Source organism: Streptomyces sp. NPDC001970 (genome assembly GCF_053594115.1).
Genome location: NZ_JBSFDW010000008.1, coordinates 76,254 through 98,116, shown reverse-complemented (window position 1 = coordinate 98,116; position 21,863 = coordinate 76,254). Strand labels below are relative to the sequence as shown.

24 protein-coding genes are annotated in these 21,863 nt (G+C 71.6%); 7 read left to right on the top strand and 17 right to left on the bottom strand.

The features are described 5' to 3' along the window. Positions 1-4: 4 nt before the first annotated feature. Positions 5-736: a hypothetical protein gene (locus tag ACWCP0_RS12835; protein ID WP_451078848.1), complete on the top strand. Its 732-nt coding sequence runs from the start codon at positions 5-7 to the stop codon at positions 734-736. Positions 737-1,039: 303 nt separating this feature from the next. Here the strand turns inward: ACWCP0_RS12835 and ACWCP0_RS12830 are convergent, their stop codons facing one another. Beyond that, positions 1,040-1,696, bottom strand: coding sequence for a hypothetical protein (locus tag ACWCP0_RS12830; protein WP_451078847.1), 657 nt, complete (start codon positions 1,694-1,696; stop codon positions 1,040-1,042). 788 nt (positions 1,697-2,484) lie between these two features. On the opposite strand from ACWCP0_RS12830, the gene ACWCP0_RS12825 reads away from it, so the two are divergent. Further along, on the top strand, positions 2,485-3,372 hold the full coding sequence (locus ACWCP0_RS12825) for a Bax inhibitor-1/YccA family protein (protein ID WP_451078846.1): 888 nt from the start codon (positions 2,485-2,487) through the stop codon (positions 3,370-3,372). Between the two features lie 85 nt (positions 3,373-3,457). Here the strand turns inward: ACWCP0_RS12825 and ACWCP0_RS12820 are convergent, their stop codons facing one another. Further along, entirely contained in the window at positions 3,458-3,688 is a 231-nt protein-coding gene (locus ACWCP0_RS12820) for a DUF4287 domain-containing protein (RefSeq protein ID WP_385416680.1), read from the bottom strand. 99 nt (positions 3,689-3,787) lie between these two features. Here ACWCP0_RS12820 and ACWCP0_RS12815 point away from each other — a divergent pair, with 99 nt between their 5' ends. Further along, positions 3,788-4,117, top strand: coding sequence for a hypothetical protein (locus ACWCP0_RS12815; protein WP_451078845.1), 330 nt, complete (start codon positions 3,788-3,790; stop codon positions 4,115-4,117). A 147-nt stretch (positions 4,118-4,264) separates the two neighbouring features. Here the strand turns inward: ACWCP0_RS12815 and ACWCP0_RS12810 are convergent, their stop codons facing one another. The 3 genes from ACWCP0_RS12810 to ACWCP0_RS12800 all read right to left on the bottom strand — a co-directional run bounded on the left by ACWCP0_RS12810 (position 4,265) and on the right by ACWCP0_RS12800 (position 8,272). Beyond that, positions 4,265-5,149 (bottom strand): hypothetical protein, encoded by an 885-nt coding sequence (locus tag ACWCP0_RS12810; RefSeq protein ID WP_451078844.1) that lies wholly within the window; start codon positions 5,147-5,149, stop codon positions 4,265-4,267. 294 nt (positions 5,150-5,443) lie between these two features. Continuing rightward, on the bottom strand, positions 5,444-6,664 hold the full coding sequence (locus ACWCP0_RS12805) for an acetyl-CoA C-acetyltransferase (protein ID WP_451078843.1): 1,221 nt from the start codon (positions 6,662-6,664) through the stop codon (positions 5,444-5,446). A gap of 597 nt (positions 6,665-7,261) precedes the next feature. Next, positions 7,262-8,272 (bottom strand): SGNH/GDSL hydrolase family protein, encoded by a 1,011-nt coding sequence (locus ACWCP0_RS12800; protein WP_451078986.1) that lies wholly within the window; start codon positions 8,270-8,272, stop codon positions 7,262-7,264. Between the two features lie 143 nt (positions 8,273-8,415). Between ACWCP0_RS12800 and ACWCP0_RS12795 the strand changes: the two genes are divergently transcribed. Then, positions 8,416-9,804 (top strand): cystathionine beta-synthase, encoded by a 1,389-nt coding sequence (locus tag ACWCP0_RS12795; protein WP_351227863.1) that lies wholly within the window; start codon positions 8,416-8,418, stop codon positions 9,802-9,804. A gap of 185 nt (positions 9,805-9,989) precedes the next feature. On the opposite strand, the gene ACWCP0_RS12790 is transcribed toward ACWCP0_RS12795, so the two are convergent. The 6 genes from ACWCP0_RS12790 to ACWCP0_RS12765 all read right to left on the bottom strand — a co-directional run bounded on the left by ACWCP0_RS12790 (position 9,990) and on the right by ACWCP0_RS12765 (position 14,312). Continuing rightward, complete coding sequence (locus ACWCP0_RS12790; protein WP_451078842.1) at positions 9,990-10,376, bottom strand: MmyB family transcriptional regulator; 387 nt, start codon at positions 10,374-10,376, stop codon at positions 9,990-9,992. Between the two features lie 151 nt (positions 10,377-10,527). Then, positions 10,528-10,953 (bottom strand): hypothetical protein, encoded by a 426-nt coding sequence (locus ACWCP0_RS12785; protein WP_451078841.1) that lies wholly within the window; start codon positions 10,951-10,953, stop codon positions 10,528-10,530. Between the two features lie 41 nt (positions 10,954-10,994). After that, positions 10,995-11,939: an ABC transporter substrate-binding protein gene (locus tag ACWCP0_RS12780; RefSeq protein WP_451078840.1), complete on the bottom strand. Its 945-nt coding sequence runs from the start codon at positions 11,937-11,939 to the stop codon at positions 10,995-10,997. A 24-nt stretch (positions 11,940-11,963) separates the two neighbouring features. Continuing rightward, positions 11,964-12,626 carry an ABC transporter permease gene (locus tag ACWCP0_RS12775; RefSeq protein ID WP_451078839.1) on the bottom strand — a complete coding sequence of 221 codons (663 nt, stop codon included), beginning with the start codon at positions 12,624-12,626 and terminating at the stop codon, positions 11,964-11,966. 1 nt (position 12,627) lies between these two features. Next, positions 12,628-13,269 (bottom strand): ABC transporter permease, encoded by a 642-nt coding sequence (locus ACWCP0_RS12770; protein ID WP_451078838.1) that lies wholly within the window; start codon positions 13,267-13,269, stop codon positions 12,628-12,630. Then, positions 13,266-14,312: an ABC transporter ATP-binding protein gene (locus ACWCP0_RS12765; protein WP_451078837.1), complete on the bottom strand. Its 1,047-nt coding sequence runs from the start codon at positions 14,310-14,312 to the stop codon at positions 13,266-13,268. The genes ACWCP0_RS12770 and ACWCP0_RS12765 overlap by 4 nt, the downstream gene beginning before the upstream one ends. A gap of 141 nt (positions 14,313-14,453) precedes the next feature. Between ACWCP0_RS12765 and ACWCP0_RS12760 the strand changes: the two genes are divergently transcribed. From ACWCP0_RS12760 to ACWCP0_RS12750, 3 genes are all read left to right on the top strand, one after another. Next, positions 14,454-16,004, top strand: a complete 1,551-nt coding sequence (locus ACWCP0_RS12760; protein WP_451078985.1) for an aromatic amino acid ammonia-lyase — start codon at positions 14,454-14,456, stop codon at positions 16,002-16,004. Next, positions 16,001-16,846 (top strand): MurR/RpiR family transcriptional regulator, encoded by an 846-nt coding sequence (locus ACWCP0_RS12755; RefSeq protein ID WP_451078836.1) that lies wholly within the window; start codon positions 16,001-16,003, stop codon positions 16,844-16,846. The genes ACWCP0_RS12760 and ACWCP0_RS12755 overlap by 4 nt, the downstream gene beginning before the upstream one ends. Positions 16,847-16,960: 114 nt before the next feature. Further along, positions 16,961-17,524 (top strand): hypothetical protein, encoded by a 564-nt coding sequence (locus tag ACWCP0_RS12750; protein WP_451078835.1) that lies wholly within the window; start codon positions 16,961-16,963, stop codon positions 17,522-17,524. 53 nt (positions 17,525-17,577) lie between these two features. On the opposite strand, the gene ACWCP0_RS12745 is transcribed toward ACWCP0_RS12750, so the two are convergent. The 6 genes from ACWCP0_RS12745 to ACWCP0_RS12720 all read right to left on the bottom strand — a co-directional run bounded on the left by ACWCP0_RS12745 (position 17,578) and on the right by ACWCP0_RS12720 (position 21,837). Continuing rightward, entirely contained in the window at positions 17,578-17,952 is a 375-nt protein-coding gene (locus tag ACWCP0_RS12745) for a hypothetical protein (protein ID WP_451078834.1), read from the bottom strand. Positions 17,953-17,978: 26 nt separating this feature from the next. Continuing rightward, positions 17,979-18,395 (bottom strand): roadblock/LC7 domain-containing protein, encoded by a 417-nt coding sequence (locus tag ACWCP0_RS12740; RefSeq protein WP_451078833.1) that lies wholly within the window; start codon positions 18,393-18,395, stop codon positions 17,979-17,981. Between the two features lie 38 nt (positions 18,396-18,433). Further along, entirely contained in the window at positions 18,434-19,177 is a 744-nt protein-coding gene (locus ACWCP0_RS12735; RefSeq protein WP_451078832.1) for a transcriptional regulator, read from the bottom strand. 182 nt (positions 19,178-19,359) lie between these two features. Beyond that, positions 19,360-19,764 carry a hypothetical protein gene (locus ACWCP0_RS12730; protein ID WP_451078831.1) on the bottom strand — a complete coding sequence of 135 codons (405 nt, stop codon included), beginning with the start codon at positions 19,762-19,764 and terminating at the stop codon, positions 19,360-19,362. 183 nt (positions 19,765-19,947) lie between these two features. Next, positions 19,948-21,315 carry an APC family permease gene (locus tag ACWCP0_RS12725; RefSeq protein ID WP_451078830.1) on the bottom strand — a complete coding sequence of 456 codons (1,368 nt, stop codon included), beginning with the start codon at positions 21,313-21,315 and terminating at the stop codon, positions 19,948-19,950. 57 nt (positions 21,316-21,372) lie between these two features. After that, positions 21,373-21,837 (bottom strand): SRPBCC family protein, encoded by a 465-nt coding sequence (locus tag ACWCP0_RS12720; protein WP_451078829.1) that lies wholly within the window; start codon positions 21,835-21,837, stop codon positions 21,373-21,375. Between the last annotated feature and the right edge of the window lie 26 nt (positions 21,838-21,863).

Genomic DNA, 21,863 nt, shown 5'->3' with positions numbered 1-21,863 from the left:
TCAGGTGAACATCGGTCAGGATGAGCACGGGCCGGAGGTCGAGCTGCTGCGAGCGGTACTGCTGGATCGTCCAGTGGATCTCCCGGCACCGCCCGACCGGATGGCAGGGGTACGCAACCGGTTCCGCCGTACCCGTCGGCTGCGGACCGCGGCGACCGCCGTGCCGCTGGCGCTGCTGGCGGCCGTTTTCGTGCCGCAGCATCTGGGCCCGGGCCGGACCGCCGATGTCGCCGGCCCCCCGGCCACGCCGACATTGTCGCCGGGGACTCCGAGCCTGCAGAACCTCCTCTACGGCCTGGAGTTGCCTGTTCCGCCCCACTGGAGCCAGCTCACCGTCCCATCACAGCGCGACGGGGCCTCATCGGTGCGGTTCATCTCCGTCAACCCGCTCGCCATGCCGCAGAGATCCTGTCCCGACTTCCGGGTCGGCGACTGGACCGACCCAGCCTGCCTGCCCGTGTCCGGGCCCGATGCCGGAGCCCTCGTGGCCTTCCAGATCGAGGACGACCCCGCGGCAGCGGCCAAGGCCGAGCGCCACACCGCGGCGCAACCGGTCGATGTCTCCCCCGGCTGCCGCTCCCTGTCCGGGACCAAGATGTACATCGTGCAGCGGGCAGTGGGCCCCCGGCACCCGAACGCCGTGCTCACCGGGACGGCATGCGTGGGCGAGGCCACTCCGGAGGCCCGGACCGAGCTGATGGCCATACTCGACAAGGCTGTCTTCCCGCCGCTCTGACCCGGGCCGCCGGAGCGACCCGCAGGACAGCGGCGCGTATCGACGTGTCCCGCCAACCCCGGTTGCCTTGCCATGCTCTGCTCCTCGACAGGAGTGACCATCGTGGCCGGGCGACGGAAATGGCGGAAGAGGCGTCACCCACCATGACCACCGAAGACCTGCGGTTCCGCTCCGGTTCGGGTCCGGCTCCGGGCACGCCTTTCCGCCCACCGCAGGGGGCCGGCCGCCGACGCCGCAGACCGGTCGCGGCGGATGGCAATTCCGGCCTGGACAGATGTGTTCGGCAGAGGGCCGCTTCCACCGTCAGCGCGCGAGGAGCATGTACGTGTTCTGCAGGTCGTCCTGCACGACGTGGGCCTCGCCGCCGACCGTGCGGACGACCAGATCGTCCTCCGGGACGAAGGGCCGGTACTGCCAGCCCTGCGGGAGGCTCAGCCGCTCGCCGAGCGTGGGCAGGGAGTCCAGGGTCAGGCTGTCGTCCACCAGATGGGCGTACGTCTGCATGACGTAGGTGCGGTCGCCCGGAGCGACCAGGGCGTAGGCGGGCCTGTCGGCGGACAGGACGTATTCCGTGTCCCGCTCGACCGTGGTGTCGACGTAGTGCTGCTTGGACGTGGCCCCGGTCGGGTCGAGCTGCTCCGGGGGGATGCGGACCTCGGCCACCAGCCGGGCCGCCAGACCGTCGAACTCGGCGACCTCCCCCACCTTGAACGCCTTGATCTCGTCCACCACCCAGAAGCGGGGCCCGTTCAGGAAGACCAGGGGGACCTGGAACCGCTCCGCGAGGGCTGGGGGATCGAGCGCGTTCCACTGCTCCGGTGGACAGTCGTTGAGGCCGAGCGTGTTGTAGACGGCCCCCTTGAGATGTCCGTCCTCGTCCGGGGTGATGAGCAGGATCTCGCCGTAGCGGGCGTTCCTCAGGCCGTCGAGGTGCCGGGCCGCGTGCTCGGTGTGAGGCATCGGTCCTCCTTCTCGCGGGGTCCTCGTGCTGTGGCGGAGACCGCCTGTCGCAACCCGTCGGAGGGGACTGCGGACGGTGACGTCGGACGGCGTCCGGTGGACCGGTCGTGGTGAAGGGTGTCCTCCGTTCCACCATACGGACCACCCGGAGGAGTACCAACGCGAAGCGGTGCGGGACGAGGTGGCGCGACGCCGGCGGCTCCGCCGCTCGGTGCGTGGTGCTCGGTCGTACGGGAGTGAGCGGCTTCTCGGTCCAGTGGTGGGCGTGCGTCTCGTTGTTGAAGGCATCGACCTCCGCGCAGCCCGACGGCCGCCGTGAGGGCTTCGTTCGTCTGCTGGAGGTTGCGGCGGCCGAGCCCCGGACGACGGGCGGAGGCGGCGACCCGCATGCGCTTGATCAGGGTGGGGCCTTCGTCCTGGAACTTCAGGGCGCCGCAGTCGACAGGCTCGCTGTGAGCGGTTTGCAGGAGCGAGGCCGCCGGCTCGTCGCCGCGCGTCTCGCCGATCGGCCGGTCGCGGTCGAGGAAGCGGTGGTGGAGCGCGGCCACGGACTCCGTGACCGTCCGGTCGACGGCCTCATCTGGGCGATGAGCTCCTCTTTTGATTCTCCGACCATGGTCGGAGAATCAACCCGGGCCGCCGGGCGTCGCAGGGCCGTCTTCAGGGTGCCGTCAGGGTGACCGGACCGTCACGATCGAGGAAAGATCCTCCCTCAGCACTAGGCCGATCTCTTTGCCCCCGCATTACTCTTGTGTCAAGGCCGCGCAGGGTGGCCATGGAGGAGTGAGATGAGGAGCAGTAACCCGGTCTTCTCGCGACGGGGGTTCAGCCGCGACAACGGCCACGCGGGCTTCAACACCGCGCCGCAGGCCGGGAGCCCCGCCGCCGGAGCCGACCCGTACGCCCAGGGCGCCGGCAACCCGTACGCCACGAACCCCTACGCACCGTCGGACGCCCAGGTGGGCGCGCCGCCGCAGGCTCCCGCCCGCACCGGCGTGATGACGATCGACGACGTCGTGGCGCGTACCGCCATGACGCTCGGTACGGTCGTGCTCACGGCCGTCCTGTCGTGGGTGCTCCTGCCCGTGGACCCCGCCAACATCGGCAAGTCCTACGGCATCGCCATCGGCGCCGCGCTGGTGGCGTTCGTGCTGGCGATCGTCCAGTCCTTCAAGCGCAAGGCCTCGCCCGCGCTGATCCTGGCGTATGCCGCGTTCGAGGGTGTCTTCCTCGGTGTCATCTCCAGCGCCGTCTCGACGTACATCTCGGACGGTGTCGTCCCCCAGGCCGTGCTCGGCACCATGGCGGTCTTCGCCGGTGTGCTGATCGCGTACAAGATGCGCTGGATCCGCGTCACCCGCCGTTTCTACGGCTTCGTGATGGCGGCCGCGATCGGCTTCATGCTGCTGATGGCGGTCAACCTGCTGTTCGCCGTCTTCGGCGGCGGTGACGGCCTCGGCTTCCGCAGCGGTGGCCTCGGCATCCTGTTCGGCGTCATCGGCATCATCCTCGGTGCCTGCTTCCTCGCCCTGGACTTCAAGCAGGTCGAGGACGGCATCGCCTACGGCGCTCCGCGCGAGGAGTCGTGGCTGGCGGCCTTCGGCCTCACCATGACCCTGGTGTGGATCTACCTGGAGATGCTGCGTGTGCTGTCGATCCTGCAGGGCGACGACTGACGTCGGTGCCGGTGAGGACTGACGACGAAGGGCCCGTTCCGGCACTGCCGGGCGGGCCCTTCCCGTTGTCGGATGCACGTCCGTCCTAGAGCAGCTTTCGCGCCGCCCGCCTCAGGTCGTACTCATGGATGATCGCTTTCGCATGTCCGTACGCGAGGTTGTGCTCGCTCCGGAGCCAGCTGACCTTCTCCTCGAAGCGGAAGAGAGCGGGGCCTTCCTCTACGGTGCGAAGCCAGTCGGCCACTTCACGACCGGTGCAGTGAGGGATGCGGGAGAGCAGATTGCGGTGGGTCTCTTCGGAGAAGACTTGGGACATCGGCGCCTCCGGACGCTTTGCGCGTGTGGTCCTTCACGCCACCGTGCCTGAGCGTTCGCGTATTGGCAACAGTCCCGCACCGGCGCGTAGGGTCGCGGCGTGCTTGATACGACACCTCTGACCGCCGCGGTGGAGCGGATCGCCGACCGGTTGCGGGCCGCCCCGCAGAGCCGGCTGCAGCGTGGCGCGGCGGCCGATGGGCTGGCGCTGGCCAGGGAATTGGCGCTGCGGGCCCAGCGGATCGAGACCCCGGAGGACGAGCCGCGGATCATGCCCGACGCGGGCCTCTTCGCGGTCGCGGACCAACTGGTCGTGGCAGGGACGGATTTGGCCGAAGCCCTGCGCATGGCGGCGGCCTCGCCGAAGGAGCTGGGCGAGGCCGTGAGGTTCGTGGAGGATACGGGGGCGCGGCTGAGGCCGTTGCTGTAGCGCGTCCGCGAGTACCCACGGTCCCCGCGGGGGGCGCGTTGGAGCGTGGAGGGCGCCTCCGGGGAGCGTCGCTGTGGCGGCGCTCCGGCAGTCGGCAGCGAGGCCGGCGCGAGACGCCCGGCGCGACGGCGCCGAGAGCGATGGCGCCTAGAGCGAGGCGATCACGCGGTCCGCGAGGATGTAGACGCTCTCGCCGGAGCCGCAGGAGAAGGTCAGGGCGTACGCACCCGACACGCCCGAGCCGCCCAGCAGCACCGGTGCCTCGCCGTTCCGCAGCGCCTCGGCGAGCCGCTCGGCGGTCTCCCGGTGGCCCGGGGTCATGCAGAGCGTCGTGCCGTCGGCGAAGACGTACACGTCGAGGGTGCCCAGCGGGCCCGGCCGTACGTCGGAGAGGGAGGTGCCGGTCTCGGCGAGCTCCTCCAGGCGGGCCACGGTCCGCTCGTGGTCGGTGACCACGGGTGTCTGGACCGGGACGAAGTCCGGGTGCGAGGGGTGCCGGCGGCGGGCGGCGGCGAGCTCGGGGGAGTCGTCGGCGAACTCGGCCGGCGGCTCCGCGGTCTCCGCGACCTCGGCAAGCTCGGCCAGACCGGCGAGCCTGTCGAGCTCGTCGAGGGCCTCGACGGCCTCCAGGTCCATCGCCTCGAGCCCGACGAAGTCGGCCTGGCGCGGTATGAACAGCGGAGGCAGGTCGTCGCCGAGGCCGCCCGAGCCGCCGAGCAGCGTCGGGGCGTCCGCGGCGTCGCGGGCCTCCTGCGCGGCCCAGAAGGCGCGCGCCTCGGCCAGCTCGCGCTCACGCTCCTCGGCGAGGGCCTCGGCGACGGCGACGCGTATCTCGTCGGCGGGGGCGGTGCGGGCCTGCGGGACGGCTGCTGCGAAGGAGCCGGTGGCGGCGCTCGTGGCGGCGGACAGCTCCGTACGCAGGGCCGTGACCTGCTTGCGCAGCCCGTGAGCGGCGTGCAGGGCAGCGGCGCCGACGGCCGTGGCAGCGGCCGTCGTCAGCAGCAGGGCGAGGGACATGGCGCTCACTGACATACTCCCGGTTTCAAAGGATTCCCCGACTTACTACATCAGCTTGTCGTGATCCGATGCCAGGTGTCAGTGCATTACGTCACGAAATGGACAGGACTTTGAGGTGGATGTTCAGCACCAGAGCCGTCTGACCTGGGTAAACCATCTCCCCCAGGAGATAGGTCACATCCTGGGGGAGATTCGGTCACGGCTGGGACGCGAGGGGATTGAGAAAGCCCTTGCGGAGGGATGCCGAACCTCCCGATCGGGCAGGTCGGCGGCCCTGAGGCGGCGGCAGGGAGGCCTGCCGCCGCGGTGTCAGCTGAGGCGCTCGATCACCATGGCCATGCCCTGGCCGCCGCCGACGCACATGGTCTCCAGACCGAACTGCTTGTCGTGGAACTGCAGGCTGTTGATCAGCGTGCCGGTGATGCGGGCGCCGGTCATGCCGAAGGGGTGGCCCACGGCGATCGCGCCGCCGTTGACGTTCAGCTTGTCCAGCGGGATGCCCAGGTCGCGGTAGGACGGGATGACCTGGGCCGCGAACGCCTCGTTGATCTCGGCCAGGTCGATGTCGTCGATGGTCAGCCCGGCACGCTTCAGCGCCTGCTTGCTGGCCTCGACCGGGCCGTATCCCATGATCTCGGGGGAGAGGCCGGAGACACCGGTGGAGACGATCCGGGCCAGCGGGGTCAGGCCCAGCTCCCGCGCCTTGGTGTCGGACATGATCACGAGGGCGGCGGCGCCGTCGTTGAGCGGGCAGCAGTTGCCGGCGGTGACCAGGCCGTCGGGGCGGAAGACCGGCTTCAGGCCCTGGACGCCCTCCACGGTGACGCCGGCGCGCGGGCCGTCGTCCTTGCTGACGACCGTGCCGTCCGGGAGCGTCACGGGAGTGATCTCGCGCTCCCAGAAGCCGTTCTTGATGGCCTCCTCGGCGAGGTTCTGGGACCGTACGCCGAACTCGTCCATGTCCTGGCGGGTGACGCCCTTGAGGCGGGCCAGGTTCTCGGCGGTCTGGCCCATCGCGATGTACGCGTCCGGGACCAGGCCGTCCTCGCGCGGGTCGTGCCAGCTCGCGCCCTCGCTCGCGGCGACGGCGGCGGTGCGGGCCTCGGCCTCGGCGAAGAGGGGGTTGTGGGTGTCGGGCAGACCGTCGGAGGTGCCCTTCACGGAGCGGGACACCATCTCGACACCGGCCGAGATGAAGACGTCGCCCTCGCCCGCCTTGATGGCGTGCAGCGCCATGCGGGAGGTCTGCAGGGAGGAGGAGCAGTAGCGCGTGATCGTGCAGCCGGGGAGGTGGTCCATCCCCATCTGCACGGCGACGACACGGCCCAGGTTGTGCCCCTGCTCACCGCCCGGCAGACCGCAGCCGAGCATCAGGTCGTCGATGTCCTTCGGGTCGAGCTCGGGGACCTTGGCGAGCGCGGCCTGGATGATGGTCGCGGTCAGGTCGTCCGGCCGCAGGTCCTTCAGCGAGCCCTTGAAGGCCCGGCCGATGGGGGAGCGGGCGGCAGAGACGATCACGGCTTCGGGCATCACGGCTCCAGAGGGAGTGCGGCGGTCAGGGAGGACTGTCTGGGAAGTTACCCCTACGTATCGCTCGGGTCACCGTACGGACCGTGTGATGAGGGCCTCTTTTCTAAGCGCTCGCTTACGGGTGGCGCGTGGCGGCGCGGACGGCCCGGTGGGCGCGGGCGCGGCCCGCAGTGCGGAGGGGACGGGCATGGGCGGTGCGGCCTGTGCGGGACTCGTTCCCCGCTCCGCCCCGTCCCGAACCGGGGCTCCGCCGCGGACCCGTTTCCGGGCTTCGCCCCGGCCCCGGGCGGGTTCGCCTGCGCCGCGGCCCGTCCCGCTTCGCCTCGGCGACGCGCGGCTCCGAGCCGTACCGGACCGTCAGTCCGAGCCGTGGATCTCGGCCCGCTGCGCCGCCGAGGGCTCGGGTTCCGGGGCCACCGAGGCCGGGAGGCGGCGGCGCCTGCGGTGCTTGAGCAGGGGCCGCCCCGCCCCGTCCCGAACCGGGGCTCCGCCGCGGACCCGTTTCCGGGTTTCGCCCCGGCCCCGGGCGGGCTTGCCCGCGCCGCGGCCCGTCCCGCTTCGCCTCGGTGACGCGCGGCTCCGAGCCGTACCGGACCGTCAGTCCGAGCCGTGGATCTCGGCCCGCTCCGCCGCCGAGGGCTCGGGTTCCGGAGCCACCGAGGCCGGGAGGCGGCGGCGCCTGCGGTGCTTGAGCAGGGCCCAGGGCGCGCGGGCGCCCGTGACCTCGGTACCGCCCTCCGAGGCCGCCTCCGCCGCCGCCTTCGCCACCGGCAGCATCCCCTCGTCGCGGTCGGCGTCCAGCCGGTCCGTCTCCGGCCACAGGCCGAGGACCGCGCACAGCGTCGGCAGCACCGCCATCGCCGCCGTCGCGTACCCCTCCGCGGAGGGGTGGTAGTTGTCCACGCCGAACATCTCGCGCGGGTTCGCCGCGAACTCCGGGCCCAGCAGATCGCCGAGCGAGACCGTACGGCCGCCCTGCTCGACCGCGCCGATGGTCTGCGCGGCCGCGAGCTGCCGTGAGACCCGGCGGGCCAGCCAGCGCAGCGGTTGGTACACCGGCTCGATGGTGCCGAGATCAGGGCAGGTGCCCACCACGACCTCGGCGCCCGTCGTGCGCAGCCTGCGCACCGCCGCGGACAGATAGCGCACCGACTGCGTCGGCGGCATCCGGTGTGTGACGTCGTTCGCGCCGACCATGATCACGCAGACGTCGGGGGCCCGCCCGGGATCCAGCAGTGCCATGCCGACCTGTCGCTCCAGGTCGTCCGACTGGGCCCCCGGCTCGGCCACGATGCGCAGCTCCACCGGCTGCTCCGCCACCGCGGCGAGCCCCGACGCCAGCAGTGCGCCCGGCGTCTGCCCGGCTCGCCGCACCCCCTGGCCGACCGCCGTCGAGTCGCCCAGGAGCACGAGCCGCAGCGGGTCGGACGGGCCGTACGACGCCGTCCCGTACAGGCCGTCGGGGGCGGGCGGGAGTGGCGCCGTACCACCGCCGACCGATTTCTTCGCCAGCTGTACCTCGGCCAGCACCACACCCACGGCCGCCGCTCCCAGCAGGCCGATGCCACCGCCGCCGTATGCCGCGCCGGCCGCGATGCGCCGCGCCACCCTCGCCCTCGACACAGTCCCCGCCACCTCCGCGTAGCCGTGCTGCCGTACAAGAGCTAACTGCCCCGTAACGGCCGTCGCCCAATCTCGCCCCGGTACGGCATACGCTGACGGAACCACTACGGAGATCCCGGAGACTTACGGTGCAATTCCACGACTCGATGATCAGTCTGGTTGGCAATACCCCGCTGGTGAAGCTCAACAGCGTGACCGCGGGCATTCAGGCGACGGTGCTCGCCAAGGTCGAGTACTTCAACCCCGGCGGCTCGGTGAAGGACCGCATCGCCCTGCGCATGATCGAGGCCGCCGAGCAGAGCGGCGAGCTCGAGCCGGGCGGCACGATCGTCGAGCCGACGAGCGGCAACACGGGCGTTGGCCTGGCCATCGTGGCCCAGCAGAAGGGCTACAAGTGCATCTTCGTCTGCCCGGACAAGGTGTCCACGGACAAGATCAATGTGCTGCGCGCCTACGGGGCCGAGGTCGTCGTCTGCCCGACGGCGGTCGACCCGGAGCACCCTGACTCCTACTACAACGTCTCCGACCGGCTCGTGCGTGAGACGCCGGGTGCCTGGAAGCCCGACCAGTACTCCAACCCCAACAACCCGCGTTCGCATTACGAGACCACCGGTCCCGAACTGTGGGAACAGACTGAGGGGAAAATCACCCATTTCGTCGCAGGCGTGGGCACCGGCGGCACGATTTCCGGCACCGGTCGCTATCTGAAGGAGGTCAGCGGCGGCAAGGTGCGCATCGTCGGCGCCGACCCCGAGGGCTCCGTGTACTCCGGCGGCTCCGGCCGGCCCTACCTCGTCGAGGGCGTCGGTGAGGACTTCTGGCCGACCGCCTACGACCCGAACGTCACCGACGAGATCGTCGCCGTGTCCGACAAGGACTCGTTCCAGATGACGCGCCGCCTCGCCAAGGAGGAGGGCCTGCTGGTCGGCGGCTCCTGCGGCATGGCGGTCGTCGCCGCGCTGCGCGTGGCCGAGGGACTCGGCCCGGACGACGTCGTGGTCGTGCTGCTCCCGGACAGCGGTCGCGGCTATCTGTCGAAGATCTTCAACGACGAGTGGATGAACGACTACGGCTTCCTGGAGCAGGCCGGCGACGAGCCGCGGGTCGGCGAGGTGCTGCAGCACAAGGAGGGCGCGCTGCCGTCTCTCGTGCACATGCACCCGGAGGAGACGGTCGGCCAGGCCATCGACGTCCTGCGCGAGTACGGCGTCTCGCAGATGCCGATCGTCAAGCCGGGTGCCGGGCACCCGGACGTCATGGCCGCCGAGGTCATCGGCTCGGTCGTGGAGCGGGAACTGCTGGACGCGCTGTTCACGCAGCGCGCGTCGCTGAACGACCCGCTGGAGAAGCACATGAGCCCGCCGCTGCCGCAGGTCGGCTCCGGTGAGCCGGTCGGCGACCTGATGTCGGTGCTCGGTCAGGCGGACGCGGCGATCGTGCTGGTCGAGGGCAAGCCGACGGGTGTCGTGAGCCGTCAGGACCTGCTGTCGTTCCTGGCCAGGACCGGGACCAAGTAGCCGCGGGGCGGGAGATCCGCAGCACGCGAGATGCCGTGCGCGGGGACCGCCGCACCCCCGGCGAACCGGGGGGCGGGACGACGGCGGTCCCCGCGAGGGACGCGGGCCGGGTCAGGGCCGACCCCGCGTCCGGGCGTCCATGGAGGTCCGGGAGCCGCTCCGGAGGTCCTTGACGCCGACACCCCTCAATGTGCCGGACGCGTGTTAAGCGTGTGCTGCGCCAACGTGTCGCGCTCGTACCACTTTTGAGAAGCCGCGGCCGAACCGGGCAGTGCCGGCCGCTCTGCCGTCGGGGCCCACCGTGGGGTACGCGATCGGCTTGATCCCTTCGTCTTCTCCTCGACCCGGTGGTCGGCCCGCAGTCGCCGGAAGTCCTCGCTCGTCACCGGCGGCTCCCCGACCAGCTCGTTGACCCACAGATCCTCGGGGTGGCGGCACGCGGACAGGCGCGGGAACGCGACGGTCTCGGCGGCGACCGCGTCCCGATCCGGGCAGAGGTCGCGGCGCACGGGACCGACGAAGGCGGCCGCGGCCCCGATGGTGTCGGGCGGCAGCCCTACGCCCGGGCGCACCGGCTCCGACGCGACCTGCGGCAGGTCGTCGTCCTGCCGACGCGACAGGCCTGAGCCTTTTCGGACCCGGCGGCCTTCGGACCCGGCGGCCTTCGGATCCGGGCGTGCTTCGGATCCGGGCGTCCTTCGGACCCCGGCGTCCTCGGGCCGCTCAGCCCTCCCACTCCGCATCGGGCTTCGCGCGGCCGTCGAGCCGTATCCGGTCCCGGAACGCATGCATCGCGTTCACCCCGACGATGCCGGCCCAGGCGACGATCAGGCCCTCCAGGCCGGCGTGCGCCGCGCCGATCGCCGAGAGCGGGATCGCGAGCACGGTCGAGAACATCGCGAAGCCGAACCGGTCGGCGAAGCTCCCGAAGCCGTCCCCGGACCGCCCGGGGCGCCCGCCCCGGGCGGCGGCCATCTGCTGCTCGGCCAGATGGCGCCGCACACGGCGGTCGATCGTGTCGTCCATGCGCCGCTCGATCTTCTCCAGGAAGGACTCGATCAGCGCGGACTCGTACTCCGTGCCCAGCTCGCGGCGGGCGTGCAGGGTGGCGTCGAGCTCCTTCGTGAGCTCATGGTCGCGGGCTTCCATGCGCTCCACGGTAGGGAGTGCGGGCAGGGGTGTCAGTGGGGCTAGCCCCCCTGTTGTGCGGCGAGTCCGTTTGCCGCGGCCCAGGCGTTCGCAACGTCCTCCGGGTCCTTCTTGTCCTTGTCGACCTGACGGTTGAGCTCGGTCAGGGCCTCGGTGGTGAGGGCGTTGCCGAGGCGGGCGAGGGCCTTGCGGACGGTGGAGTCGGCCTTGCGGTCGGCGATGAGGGGGACGACGTGCTGGCCGGGGACGAGGTTCTTGGGATCCTCCAGGACGACCCAGCCCTCGGCCTTGATGTCCGTGTCGGTGGTGAAGAGGTTGGCGACGTCCACGTCGCCCTTCCTCAGCGCGCCCTTGACCAGCGGGCCCGAGGAGTCGAGGGACTTGAACTCCTTGAACTCGACGCCGTACACGTCCTTCAGGCCGACGACGCCGACGACGCGCTTCTTCACCTCGGGTGCGGCGCCGATGACCAGCCTGCCGTTCTGCCTGGCGAGGTCGCCGAGGGTCCTCAGGCCGTACTTCTCGGCGGTGGCGCGGGTGACGGCGAAGGCGTCGGAGTCCTCTGCGGCGCCGTACGGGAGGATCTGCAGGCCCGCGGGCAGGGCGACGGCGAGGGCGTTCTGCATCTCGCCCTCCTCGGTGGCCTCCGCCTCGGGGTCGAGGTAGTGGAGCAGGGCGCCCTGGTACTCGGGGAGCAGGTCGATGTCGCCGCCCTTGAGGGCGGGGATGAGGATCTCGCGGGTGCCGAGGTTCGGGCGCACGGTCGTGCTCACCCCGGCCGCGCCGAGGACGGCCGCGTAGAGGAAGCCGAGGACCTGGTTCTCGGTGAAGTTGGCGGTGCCGATGGTGAGTCCGTCCTTGCTCGACCCGCCGCCGCCGATGGCACCGCCCTCGCCTTCGAGGGAGGTGATACCGCTGCTGCAGGCGGCGAGCGCGGGGACGGAGGCGGCTGCGAGCAGGCCGCCGAGCAGGGTGCGTCGGTTCATGGTTACGTCCTTACGCGATGCGCGTTACGCGGGGCGGTGCCGGAAGAGGGCGCGGTACAGGGCGGCGAGCGCCAGGTCGAGTACGACGGCGACGACCGCGACCAGCACGGCTCCGCCCAGCACCTGGACGAGGTCGCGCTGGGCGAGGCCGTCGAAGACGTACCGTCCGAGGCCGCCGAAGCTGACGTACGCGGCGATGGCGGCGGTTGCCACGACCTGGATGAGGGCGAGGCGCAGCCCGGTCATGATCAGCGGGAGCGCGAGCGGGATCTCCACCCGGAGGAGCACCTGGTGGCCGCGCATGCCCTGGCCGCGGGCCGCGTCCTTGACCTCCGGGTCGACGGCGGTCATCCCGGCGTAGGTGTTGGTGACGATGGCGGGCACGGCGAGGGCGACCAGCGCCACGTACACCGGAGTCATCGAAAGCCCGCCGGCCAGGAAGACCAGCACGACGAGCCCGACGGTGGGCAGGGCGCGGCCGAACGACGCGAGGTTGATGGCGAGGAAGGCACCACGGCCGGTGTGCCCGATGAGCAGGCCTACGGGGAGAGCGATCACGGCGGCGATGAGCGTCGCGAGCAGCGAGTACTGAAGGTGTTCGGCGAGCCGGTGCGCGATGCCGTCGGTGCCGGACCACTGGGTGCCGCTGGTGAGCCAGACCCCCAGGTCCTTGAAGAGCTCGTACATGTCAGGCCCGCTTCCTTCGCCAGGGGGTGAGCGCGTACTGCACGGTGACCAGCAGCGCGTCGGCGGCCAGCGCGAGCAGGAGGGTGAGGACGACTCCGGCGATGACGGGGGTGGGGAAGCCGCGCTGGAAGCCGTCCGTGAAGAGCTGTCCGAGCCCGCCGTCGCCGATGTACGTGGCCACGCTGACGAGCGAGATCGACATGACCGTCGCGATCCGCACCCCCGCCATGATCACGGGCAGCGCCAGCGGCAGTTCCACCGTGAGCAGGGTGCGCAGCGGCCGCGTGCCCATGGCCCTGGCGGCCTCCTTGGTCCGCGCGGGGACCGAGTCGAGGCCCTCGACCGTGTTCCGGAGCAGGACGACCAGGGTGTAGATCGTCAGGCCGATGACGGTGGTGGTGCGGGTGAGCCCGGAGACCGGCAGCAGCAGGACGAACACGGCGATGGACGGGATCGTGAACAGGACGTTCGACATCCCGAGCAGAAAGCCGCGGAGCGGCCGTACGCGGTGCGCGACGACGGCGAGCGGAAGGGAGATCACGAGCCCGAGCGCCACGGCGGCCAGGGCGGCCTGCAGATGGGAGACGGTGAGCGCGGCGAGATCGCCGGTGTGATCGGCGAGCCAATTCCAGTCGACGGTCATTCGGCGACCGCCGCCGCGTGCGCCGCGCCCGCGTGGGAGTGGATGTCGTCGCGGGAGGTGACTCCGGTGACGACGCCGTCCGCGTCGACACGGGCGACGAGGCCTGTCGGGGAGGCGACCGACTCGTTCAGCGCCGCCAGCAGCGAGTCGCTGTCGTGCAGCGGACGTACGGGACGCAGCGGGGCATCGTCGCCGGCATCGTTGTCGCGCCAGCCGAGCGGGGCCCGCGACTCGTCCAGGACGAGCTGCCAGCGGCCGTCTTCGGGGGCCGGTGCCTGTGGCACACCGGCGAGTGTGCTCAACGACAGGAGCTTCAGGCCCCGTTCCGCGCCGAGGAAGTCCGCGACGAAGTCGTCCGCCGGCCGGGCCAGCAGTTCTGCGGGCTCGGCGTACTGGACGAGGTGGCCACCCGTGCGGAACACGGCGATGCGGTCGCCGAGGCGCACCGCCTCGTCGATGTCGTGGGTGACGAAGACGATGGTCTTGTTCAGCTCGTGCTGGAGGCGGAGCAGTTCGTCCTGGAGCTGGGTCCGCACGACCGGGTCGACCGCGCCGAAGGGCTCGTCCATCAGCAGCACCGGAGGGTCCGCGGCGAGCGCCCTCGCGACGCCGACCCGCTGCTGCTGGCCGCCGGAGAGCTGGTGCGGATAGCGCTTGGCGGTCTCCGGGGCGAGGCCCACGGTCTCCAGGAGCTCGGCCGCCCGTGCGCGGGCCTTGCGGCGGCCCCAGCCCAGGAGCAGCGGCACCGTCGCGATGTTGTCGAGGATCGTGCGGTGCGGGAAGAGCCCGGCCTGCTGGATCACGTACCCGATGGAACGCCGCAGCTCCGCCGCGTCCTGCTGCTGCACGTCCGCGCCGCCGACGTGGATCGTCCCGGACGTCGGTTCCACCATGCGGTTGATCATGCGGAGCGTGGTGGTCTTACCGCATCCCGAGGAGCCGACGAGGACGGTGATCCCGCCCTCCGGCAGTTCCACGGTGAGGTTGTGCACCGCCGTTGTGCCGTTGGCGAAGCGCTTGTCCACTGCGTCGAATCTGATCACCGGAGTCCCTTGCCCGGCCTGCATATAGTCATGCAGAGTTCTGTGTAGCTGAATAAGTTGTCAATGCCCCGGGGTAAAACGCTGGTTACCGATGGCCGCACGGCGAGACGGGGCGTCCGGACAAGGAGGCGTTCGCGCATGATGTCGTCCCACATGATGGACACGCCCCCGCACGTGTCCCGGCCCGTGCCCGCGCCCACGGGCGTCGTCGTCCTCGACGGCCGGAGCCTCCCGGTCGCCGACATCGTCCGGCTCGCCGACGGAGCCGTCCGCCCCGTCCCCGACGCCGACGCGATGAAGCACGCCGAGCACTCCTGGGACACCGCCCGCCGACTCGCCGCCTCCGGACGCGTCTACGGCCGCTCCACCGGCGTCGGCGCCAACCGGAGCGAGGACATCCCCACCGAGGCCGCCGCCGACCACGGCCTGCGACTGCTCCGCAGCCACGCCGGGGCGATAGGGGATCCGCTCCCCGCCCGCGAGGTCCGCGCCATGCTCGCCGTCCGCGCCAACCAGTTGCTCGCGGGCGGTGCCGGACTGCGCCCCACCGTGATCACCGCGCTCTGCGAGGCGCTGGTGACGGGCGCGTACCCCGTCGTCCACGAGTACGGCTCCGTCGGCACCGGCGACATTGCCGCACTCGCCCAGCTGGGCCTCGCCCTCGCCGGTGAGCACCGCTGGCAGGGGCCAGGGCCCGCACCCGCCCCCCAGGCCCTCGACAACAACGACGCCCTGGCCCTGATCAGCAGCAACGCGCTCACGCTGGGCCAGGCCGCCCTCGCGCTCGACGAACTGCGCCGCCTCGTCACCGCCACGGAACTCGTCGCGGCGCTCTCCCTCCTCGCCGTCGACGGCTCGTACGAGGCGTACGCCGAGCCCGTGCACGCCGCTCGCCCGCACCCCGGCACGACCGCCGTCGCAGGCCGGATGCGCGAGCTGCTCGGCGCGCCCGGGCGCCCGACGCCACCGCTGGGCCGGATCCAGGACCCGTACGGCTTCCGCTGCCTTCCGCAGATACACGGTCCCGCGCACGACGCGGCGGACGCCCTGGAACGCACGCTCGCCGTCGAGATCAACGCCGCCGCCGAGAACCCCCTGATCTCCCCCGACGACCTGGCCGCCTACCATCACGGCGGTTTCTACCTCGCCGGACTCGCTCTCGCGCTCGACCACTTCCGGCTCTCGCTCACCCAGGTCGCCCGGCTCTCCACCTCCCGGCTCGCGGCCCTCAACGAGCCTGCCTACACCCGCCTGCGGCCGTTCCTGGCGGGTTCCGAGCCCGCATCGTCCGGCGTGATGATCCTCGAGTACGCGGCCGGGGCCGCCCTCGGCGATCTCCGGGCCTGCTCGGCCCCCGCCTCGCTCGGCCACGCGGTACTGTCCCGTGGCGTCGAGGAACAGGCCAGCTTCGCCTCGCTCGCCGCCCGCCAGACCCTGCGGGTGAGCGAGCCCTACCGGCTCGTCGTCGGCTGCGAACTCGTCGCCGCCGTACGGGCCCTGCGCCAGCGCGATCTGCGCCCCGACCCGGAACTGCCCGTGGGGCGGGCCTTCGCGCTGGCCGAGGCGGTGCTCGACGTCGAGCACGCCGACCGGCCGCTGACCGATGATGTGACGTCGGCGGCCGCGCTGCTCGACACCTTCGGCACGATGACGTTCGGTGAACTGGCAAGAGTGACAAGGGGGACGGCATGAGCGAGAACCACAACAGCCCTGCCGCACGACTGCAGCAGCTGTTCGAGGGCCACCGGCTCACCCCCACCCAGCGCCGTATCGCCCACTGCATGGTGCGTCGCGCGGGCGACGTGGCGTTCCTGTCCAGCGTCGAGCTGGCCGAGCTGGCCGGGGTCAGCCAGCCCTCGGTCACCCGGTTCGCCGTCGCACTCGGGTTCGACGGCTACCCGGCGCTGCGCCGTCATCTGCGCGAGATCACGCCTGCCGAACCTGCCGCGGACAAGGACACGTTCAACGAGTACCAGCAGGCCGTCCACGCCGAGATCGAGAACCTGCGGCACCTCGCCGAGTTGCTCGCGGACCCCGCCCCCGTCGAGCAGGCCGGCCGGATCCTGGCCGCCTCCCGCCCGCTCCTGGTCCTCGGCCTGCGCGCCGCCTCGTCCCAGGCCCGCGGCTTCGCGTACTTCGCGGCCAAGGTCCACCCGGACGTACGCCTCCTCGACGAGGGCGGCACGATGCTCGCCGACCGTATCGACGGCGCCAGGCGCGCGGGCGCGAGCGCGCTGCTCTGCTTCGCCCTGCCGCGCCACCCGAAGGAGGTCGTGGAGGCGCTGGCGTACGCGCACGAGGCCGGGCTGACCGTCGTCACGGTCGCCGACTCGGCCTTCGCTCCTGTCGCCGCCCACAGTGACCTGCTGATCCCGGCGGCGGTCGGCACGGGCCTCGCCTTCGACACGGCCTGCGCGCCGATGCTGCTGGGGCGGGTGCTGCTGGAGGCGATGTGCGACGACCTGCCGGACGCACAGGCGCGGCTGGAGGAGTTCGACGCACGGGCGGCGGAGCGCGGGCTGTTCACCGAGTAGCCGCCCCAGGGCGGCGGGCGGTCCTCGGCCGCGGGGCCGCTTCTCAGCCGCTCTTCAGAAACCCCGACTACCCTCCGCGCCCGAAGGAGCATACGTGCGAAGGGAGTGCGGAACATGGGGCGCGGAGGGCACACGCTGGCGCGGGTGGCGGTGATCGTACGGGCCGGTGCGGCCCCGATGGTGTGGTCGGGCGTCGTCGCGGGGGGTGCCGGGCTGGTGCCGGAGGGGCTGACGGGGCGCCGGGTCGGACTGTACGCAGGGGCCGCGTTGTTCCTCTTCGCGGCGGCCGTCGTGGCGTCGGTCCGCCGTGGCCGCTACCGGGCGCTGGAGGCCGCTGCCGGCAGGGCCGCCAAGGGCGACTTCCTCCAGGACCGCGCCGTGACCCTGCGCAACTGGCGGCGCGCGCACCGATGGTGGCTGCTCCTCGCGTTCGCCGCGGCCGTCGGGAGCGCCTTCGCCGTTCCGGCGGCGGGCGGTCTGCTGCTGGCGGGCGCAGGGACCGGACTGTGGCTCAAGGCGCGCCTCATCGGCGGCCGCGAGCGAACGGCGGACAGCCTGTTCTGGGTGCGGGGGGATCTGGTGGCCCGGGGTCGGCCTGCGGGTGCCGCGGTGACGGACTATCGGACGACCGGGCCCGTCGCCGGCGACGCCGCGCCCGGCGGGGCGCGGCGCCGCTGAGGAAGGGCGACGGGAACGGGATAGTCAGGAGCCGGACGTCGGACGACGGGGCGTCAGACCTCCAGCTCCGCCTCGATCTTCTTCAGCTGGTGGCGGGCCATCGCCAGGTTCGCGCGCTTGGTGTCCAGGGCCAGGTACAGGAACAGCCCGTTGCCGCCACGCGCCTTGAGCAGACGGATCAGGTGGTACTGCGTGCCGAGCGAGATGAGGATGTCCTCGATCTGGTCCTGGATGCCGAGCATCTCCATGGCGCGCAGCTTCGCCCGCACCACGTCGGTGTTGCCCGCCGCGGCCACGCTCAGGTCCAGTTGCTTGCCGCCGCCCAGCGTGCCGAGCGCCATGCCGCTCGTGTAGTCGACGAGCGCGACGCCGATGACGCCCTCGATCGAGGTCATCGCTTCCTTGAGGGCGGTTTCGGTGTTGGCCATGGTGGTGCCTTTCCTTCTCGATGGACTCATCTGGGTTGTGTGGTGTTGGGGTCATGACGGTCATGGCGGTCGAGCGCGCTCTCGACGAGTTCGCCTATGCGCGCCCCCGCGCGGCGGGCTTCGAGGTGCAGTCGCCCGACGTTGACGCGCGGTTCCGCGGTGACGGTGAGCACGGCCGCGGCCCCGGCCGCGTACGTCGCCACGTATCCGCTCTCGCCGCGCACGAGCAGTTCGCGGAACCCGCCCTGGCCGGTGGCATCGGTGAGGCGCACGGCCACGCCGAGGGCCGCCGCGGTGAGCGCGGCGACGGTCTCCGCCTCCGCTTCCGGGGTGTCCCGGGCCAGGACGAGGCCGTCCACGCTGGCCGCGAGGGCGCCGGTGAGCTGCGGTAACCGGGTCCTCAGCCGCTTGAGTTCGTCGAGGACTCCGGGGCTCGCGGTCATCAGCTGTCTCCTCTCGGCGCGCTGCCTCAGCGTGCGCATCACAGCGTTGCCTCCAGGGCGTCACGCAGTCGGCGGAGCAGGGCGACGTCCGGGTCCGCGGACATCTCCATGACCCGTGCGACTTCGGGTGGCGGTTCGGGCGGGGCGGCGGTGGCGGGGGTCTCGACGAGCCCGGCCGCGGCCAGCCGGCGTACGTCGACGAGGGTGTGGAAGGCGGGCCTGCCCAGGGCACGGGCGATGTCGCCCGGGGTCCGCACGCCGTCGGCCAGTTCGAGCACGGCGCGCCGGCGCGGGACGACCCGGTCGCCGTGGCGCCGGGTGGTGGGGACGACAGGAGCGGTGTCGGTCTCCGGATGCGCCCAGAGCCGGTCGAGCAGCGCCCTGCGGCGCAGGGTCTCGCGCTGGACGGCGTCCGCCGGTACGGGCCGAACGGCCCCCATCCAGTGGGCGACCCCGTAACGGAACCGCGAGGGGCCGCTGTTGGGCGCGAGCGCGAAGTACGCGGCGTCGAACAGCGCCCCCAGGTGGCAGATCTCCAGCTCCCCGCCGGAGAGCCTGCCGCTGTCGACCAGATGCCGCCCGACGCTGCCGTGCGTCCCGGCCTCGCGGAGCGCCCCCTGCCAGCTGTCGGCGCCCAGTCGGCCGGCTGCGGTGAGCAGGACGTCGATCCCCGGAGCGGCGGGGCTCTCGGCGTGCACGACCTGCCCGTCGACGAGATAGAGCGTTCCCCGGTCCCGTAACAGCGCTCCGGTCGCTCTTTCGGCGGCGAGCCGCAGCAGCATCGGCGAGACGGCCGAACGAGACGAGCGGGTCGAAGGAGACGTCCGAGACGAGAGGGACGAGCGAGTCGGACGGGTCGAGCGAGTCGGACGGGTCGGAAGAGGTGAGCCCGAGGAACCCGTCGGGCTCGAGGAACCCGTCGGATCCGTCGCTCCCGTCGCTCCCGTCGAACCGGCTGGGACGGTCACTCCAGCACCAGCCGCTCGGTCAGGTCCCGCATCCGCAGTCGCGCCAGCGCGAGATTGCCCTCCGCCCGGTCGAGCCACAGATGCATCAGGACGCTGCTGTCGAAGCTCGTCTCGACGAAACGCAGCACGTGGTAGCTGGTGCGGGTGGTGACGACGAGGTCCTCGACGGGAGGGCTCTTCACGGCCTCGGTGTCCTCCCCGGACGGCGCCGGGGCGAAGGTGGGGTGCTCCGCCGCCATCCGCGCCAGCTCCGCGGTCTCGGCGGCCGCCGTCTCGTGGTCGTCGCCCGCCGCGTCACCCACCGTGCCGAGGGCGAGCCCGCTGGTCCAGTCGACGAGGGCGGCGCCGCGTGCTCCGGGCAGCCGCATGGCGTGGAGCAGACACTCGTCGATTCCGGGCACGCGGAAATCCCCTCCGGCACGTGTGCGAACGGCTAGGACGTAAGTCCGTAGCCATGAGGTTACGCAACGGAGTGTTGGCTGGTGGAACTTCTGGCATTTTCCAACGGAACATGCGGGCGGTCCGATAAGATCCGCACTCGGCCCCGCCGGGCTGTTCGCGCCGGTGCGCGACGGTACGCCCGTTCAGCCCCGGGCCGCCTCCTCCTCGTGGCGGAGCTTCATCCACGCCTTGTTGACCGCCCACAGGCCGATCCCGATCGCCAGCAGCACCCCGGCCCGGATGTAGACCTCCGCGGCCCGCTCGGACAGCGGGCTGGCCAGGATGACCGACGCGATCGCCCCGAGCACCGGCAGGATCGTCGGCGTACGGAAGTGGGCATGGTCGACGCGGTCCTTGCGCAGCACCAGCACTGCCACATTGACCACGGCGAAGACGCAGAGCAGCAGGAAGGCCGTGGTGTCGCCGAGTCCTTCGATCTCGCCCGTGGTCACGAGGCCGATGGCGATCACGGTGACGAAGACGATTCCGGTGACGGGCGTGCGGCGGCGGCGCAGGACGTGGCCCATCCCGCGCGGCAGGACCTTCTCGTTGGCCAGGCCGTAGCAGAGCCGCGAGGCCATCATGATGTTGATCAGCGCGGAGTTGGTGACCGCGAAGAGCGCGATGGCCGCGAACAGCTTCGGCGGGAAGGCGACCCCGCCCGCCTTGACGACCTCCAGCAGTGGTCCGCTCGACGTCTGCAGCACCCTGTAGTCGACCAGCAGCGAGGACACCAGCGCGACCAGCACATAGATCGTGCCGGTGACGGCGACACCGATGAAGATCGCACGAGGGAAGGAGCGGGCCGGATCCTTGGTCTCCTCCGCCATGTTGACCGAGTCCTCGAAGCCGACGAAGGCGAAGAAGCCGAGCGCCGTGGCGCCCAGCACGCTGGTCAGCAGGGCGTATCCGGTGCCCTCCGCCTGGAACTCGCCCAGCCGGGAGGGCTCTCCGCCGCCGGTCACCACGGCCCATGCCCCGATGCAGAGGACCACGAGCAGACCCGACAGCTCGACGAGCGTCAGCACCATGTTGGTCTTCACGGACTCCGCCACCCCCCGCAGAGCGATGGCGGCGAGGGCGAGGATGAAGAGGATCGCGATGATCGTCGAGGGGATGGCGTCCGTGAACTCCAGGAAGTAGTCACCGCTGAACGCGCGGGCCGCGGCGCTGGCCGACGACAGCCCGGAGCACATCACCATGAAGGCGACGATGAACGTCAGGAAGGGGAGCTTGAACGCCTTCTGACTGTAGAGCGCGGCACCGGCCGCCTTCGGGTACTTGCCGACGAGCTCGACGTACGACGCGGCCGTCAGGATCGCCACGACGAAGCCGAGCAGGAAGGGCAGCCACAGTGCGCCGCCCACCTTGCCCGCGACCTTGCCGGTCGTGGCGTAGATGCCGGTGCCGAGGATGTCGCCGATCACGAAGAGGAGCAGCAGTTTCGGACCGATGGCGCGCTTGAGCGACGGCTGGTGGTCCGGTGCGGACGTGGGCGTGGATGTGGCCATGGGTCACCCTTGCCCGTCCCGCCCTACGGGATGCCTGCGGTGCGGCCGAACGAGTGCTCAGCCGCGTTGACTCTCCACCTCGGCCGCGACATCGGCGAGGTCCCGCGCGATCGCCTTGGCGACGGCCCGCTCGCCCAGAGGCCCGAGCACCTTGGCGAGCAGACCCGTGAAGCCCCCGGGCGGCGTGGCGGAGAACGTCATCCGGACCGTGGTCGTCTGGGGTCCGTCGGCCCGCAGCACGAACTCCGAGACGTAGTGGGTGCCGTGGGAGTCGGCCTCCACCACATAGCGCTCGGGCGGCTCGCTCGCGGTCACGTACAGCTCCTCGGTGGCTTCCTTGCCGAACATCCGGCGGGTCTCCCGCCACCGGGTGCCGGCATCGAAACCCCCGTCCGTGAGGATCTCGACCTTGTCCACCCCGCTGAGCACGCGCTCCATGTCCTTCAGGTCGGTCAGGGCCTCCCAGACGGGCCCCTGCGACGCGGCGATCCGGCGCTCGACGACGACAGCTCTGCTGGTCATGGATCCATGGAACCACCGGGGTCCGA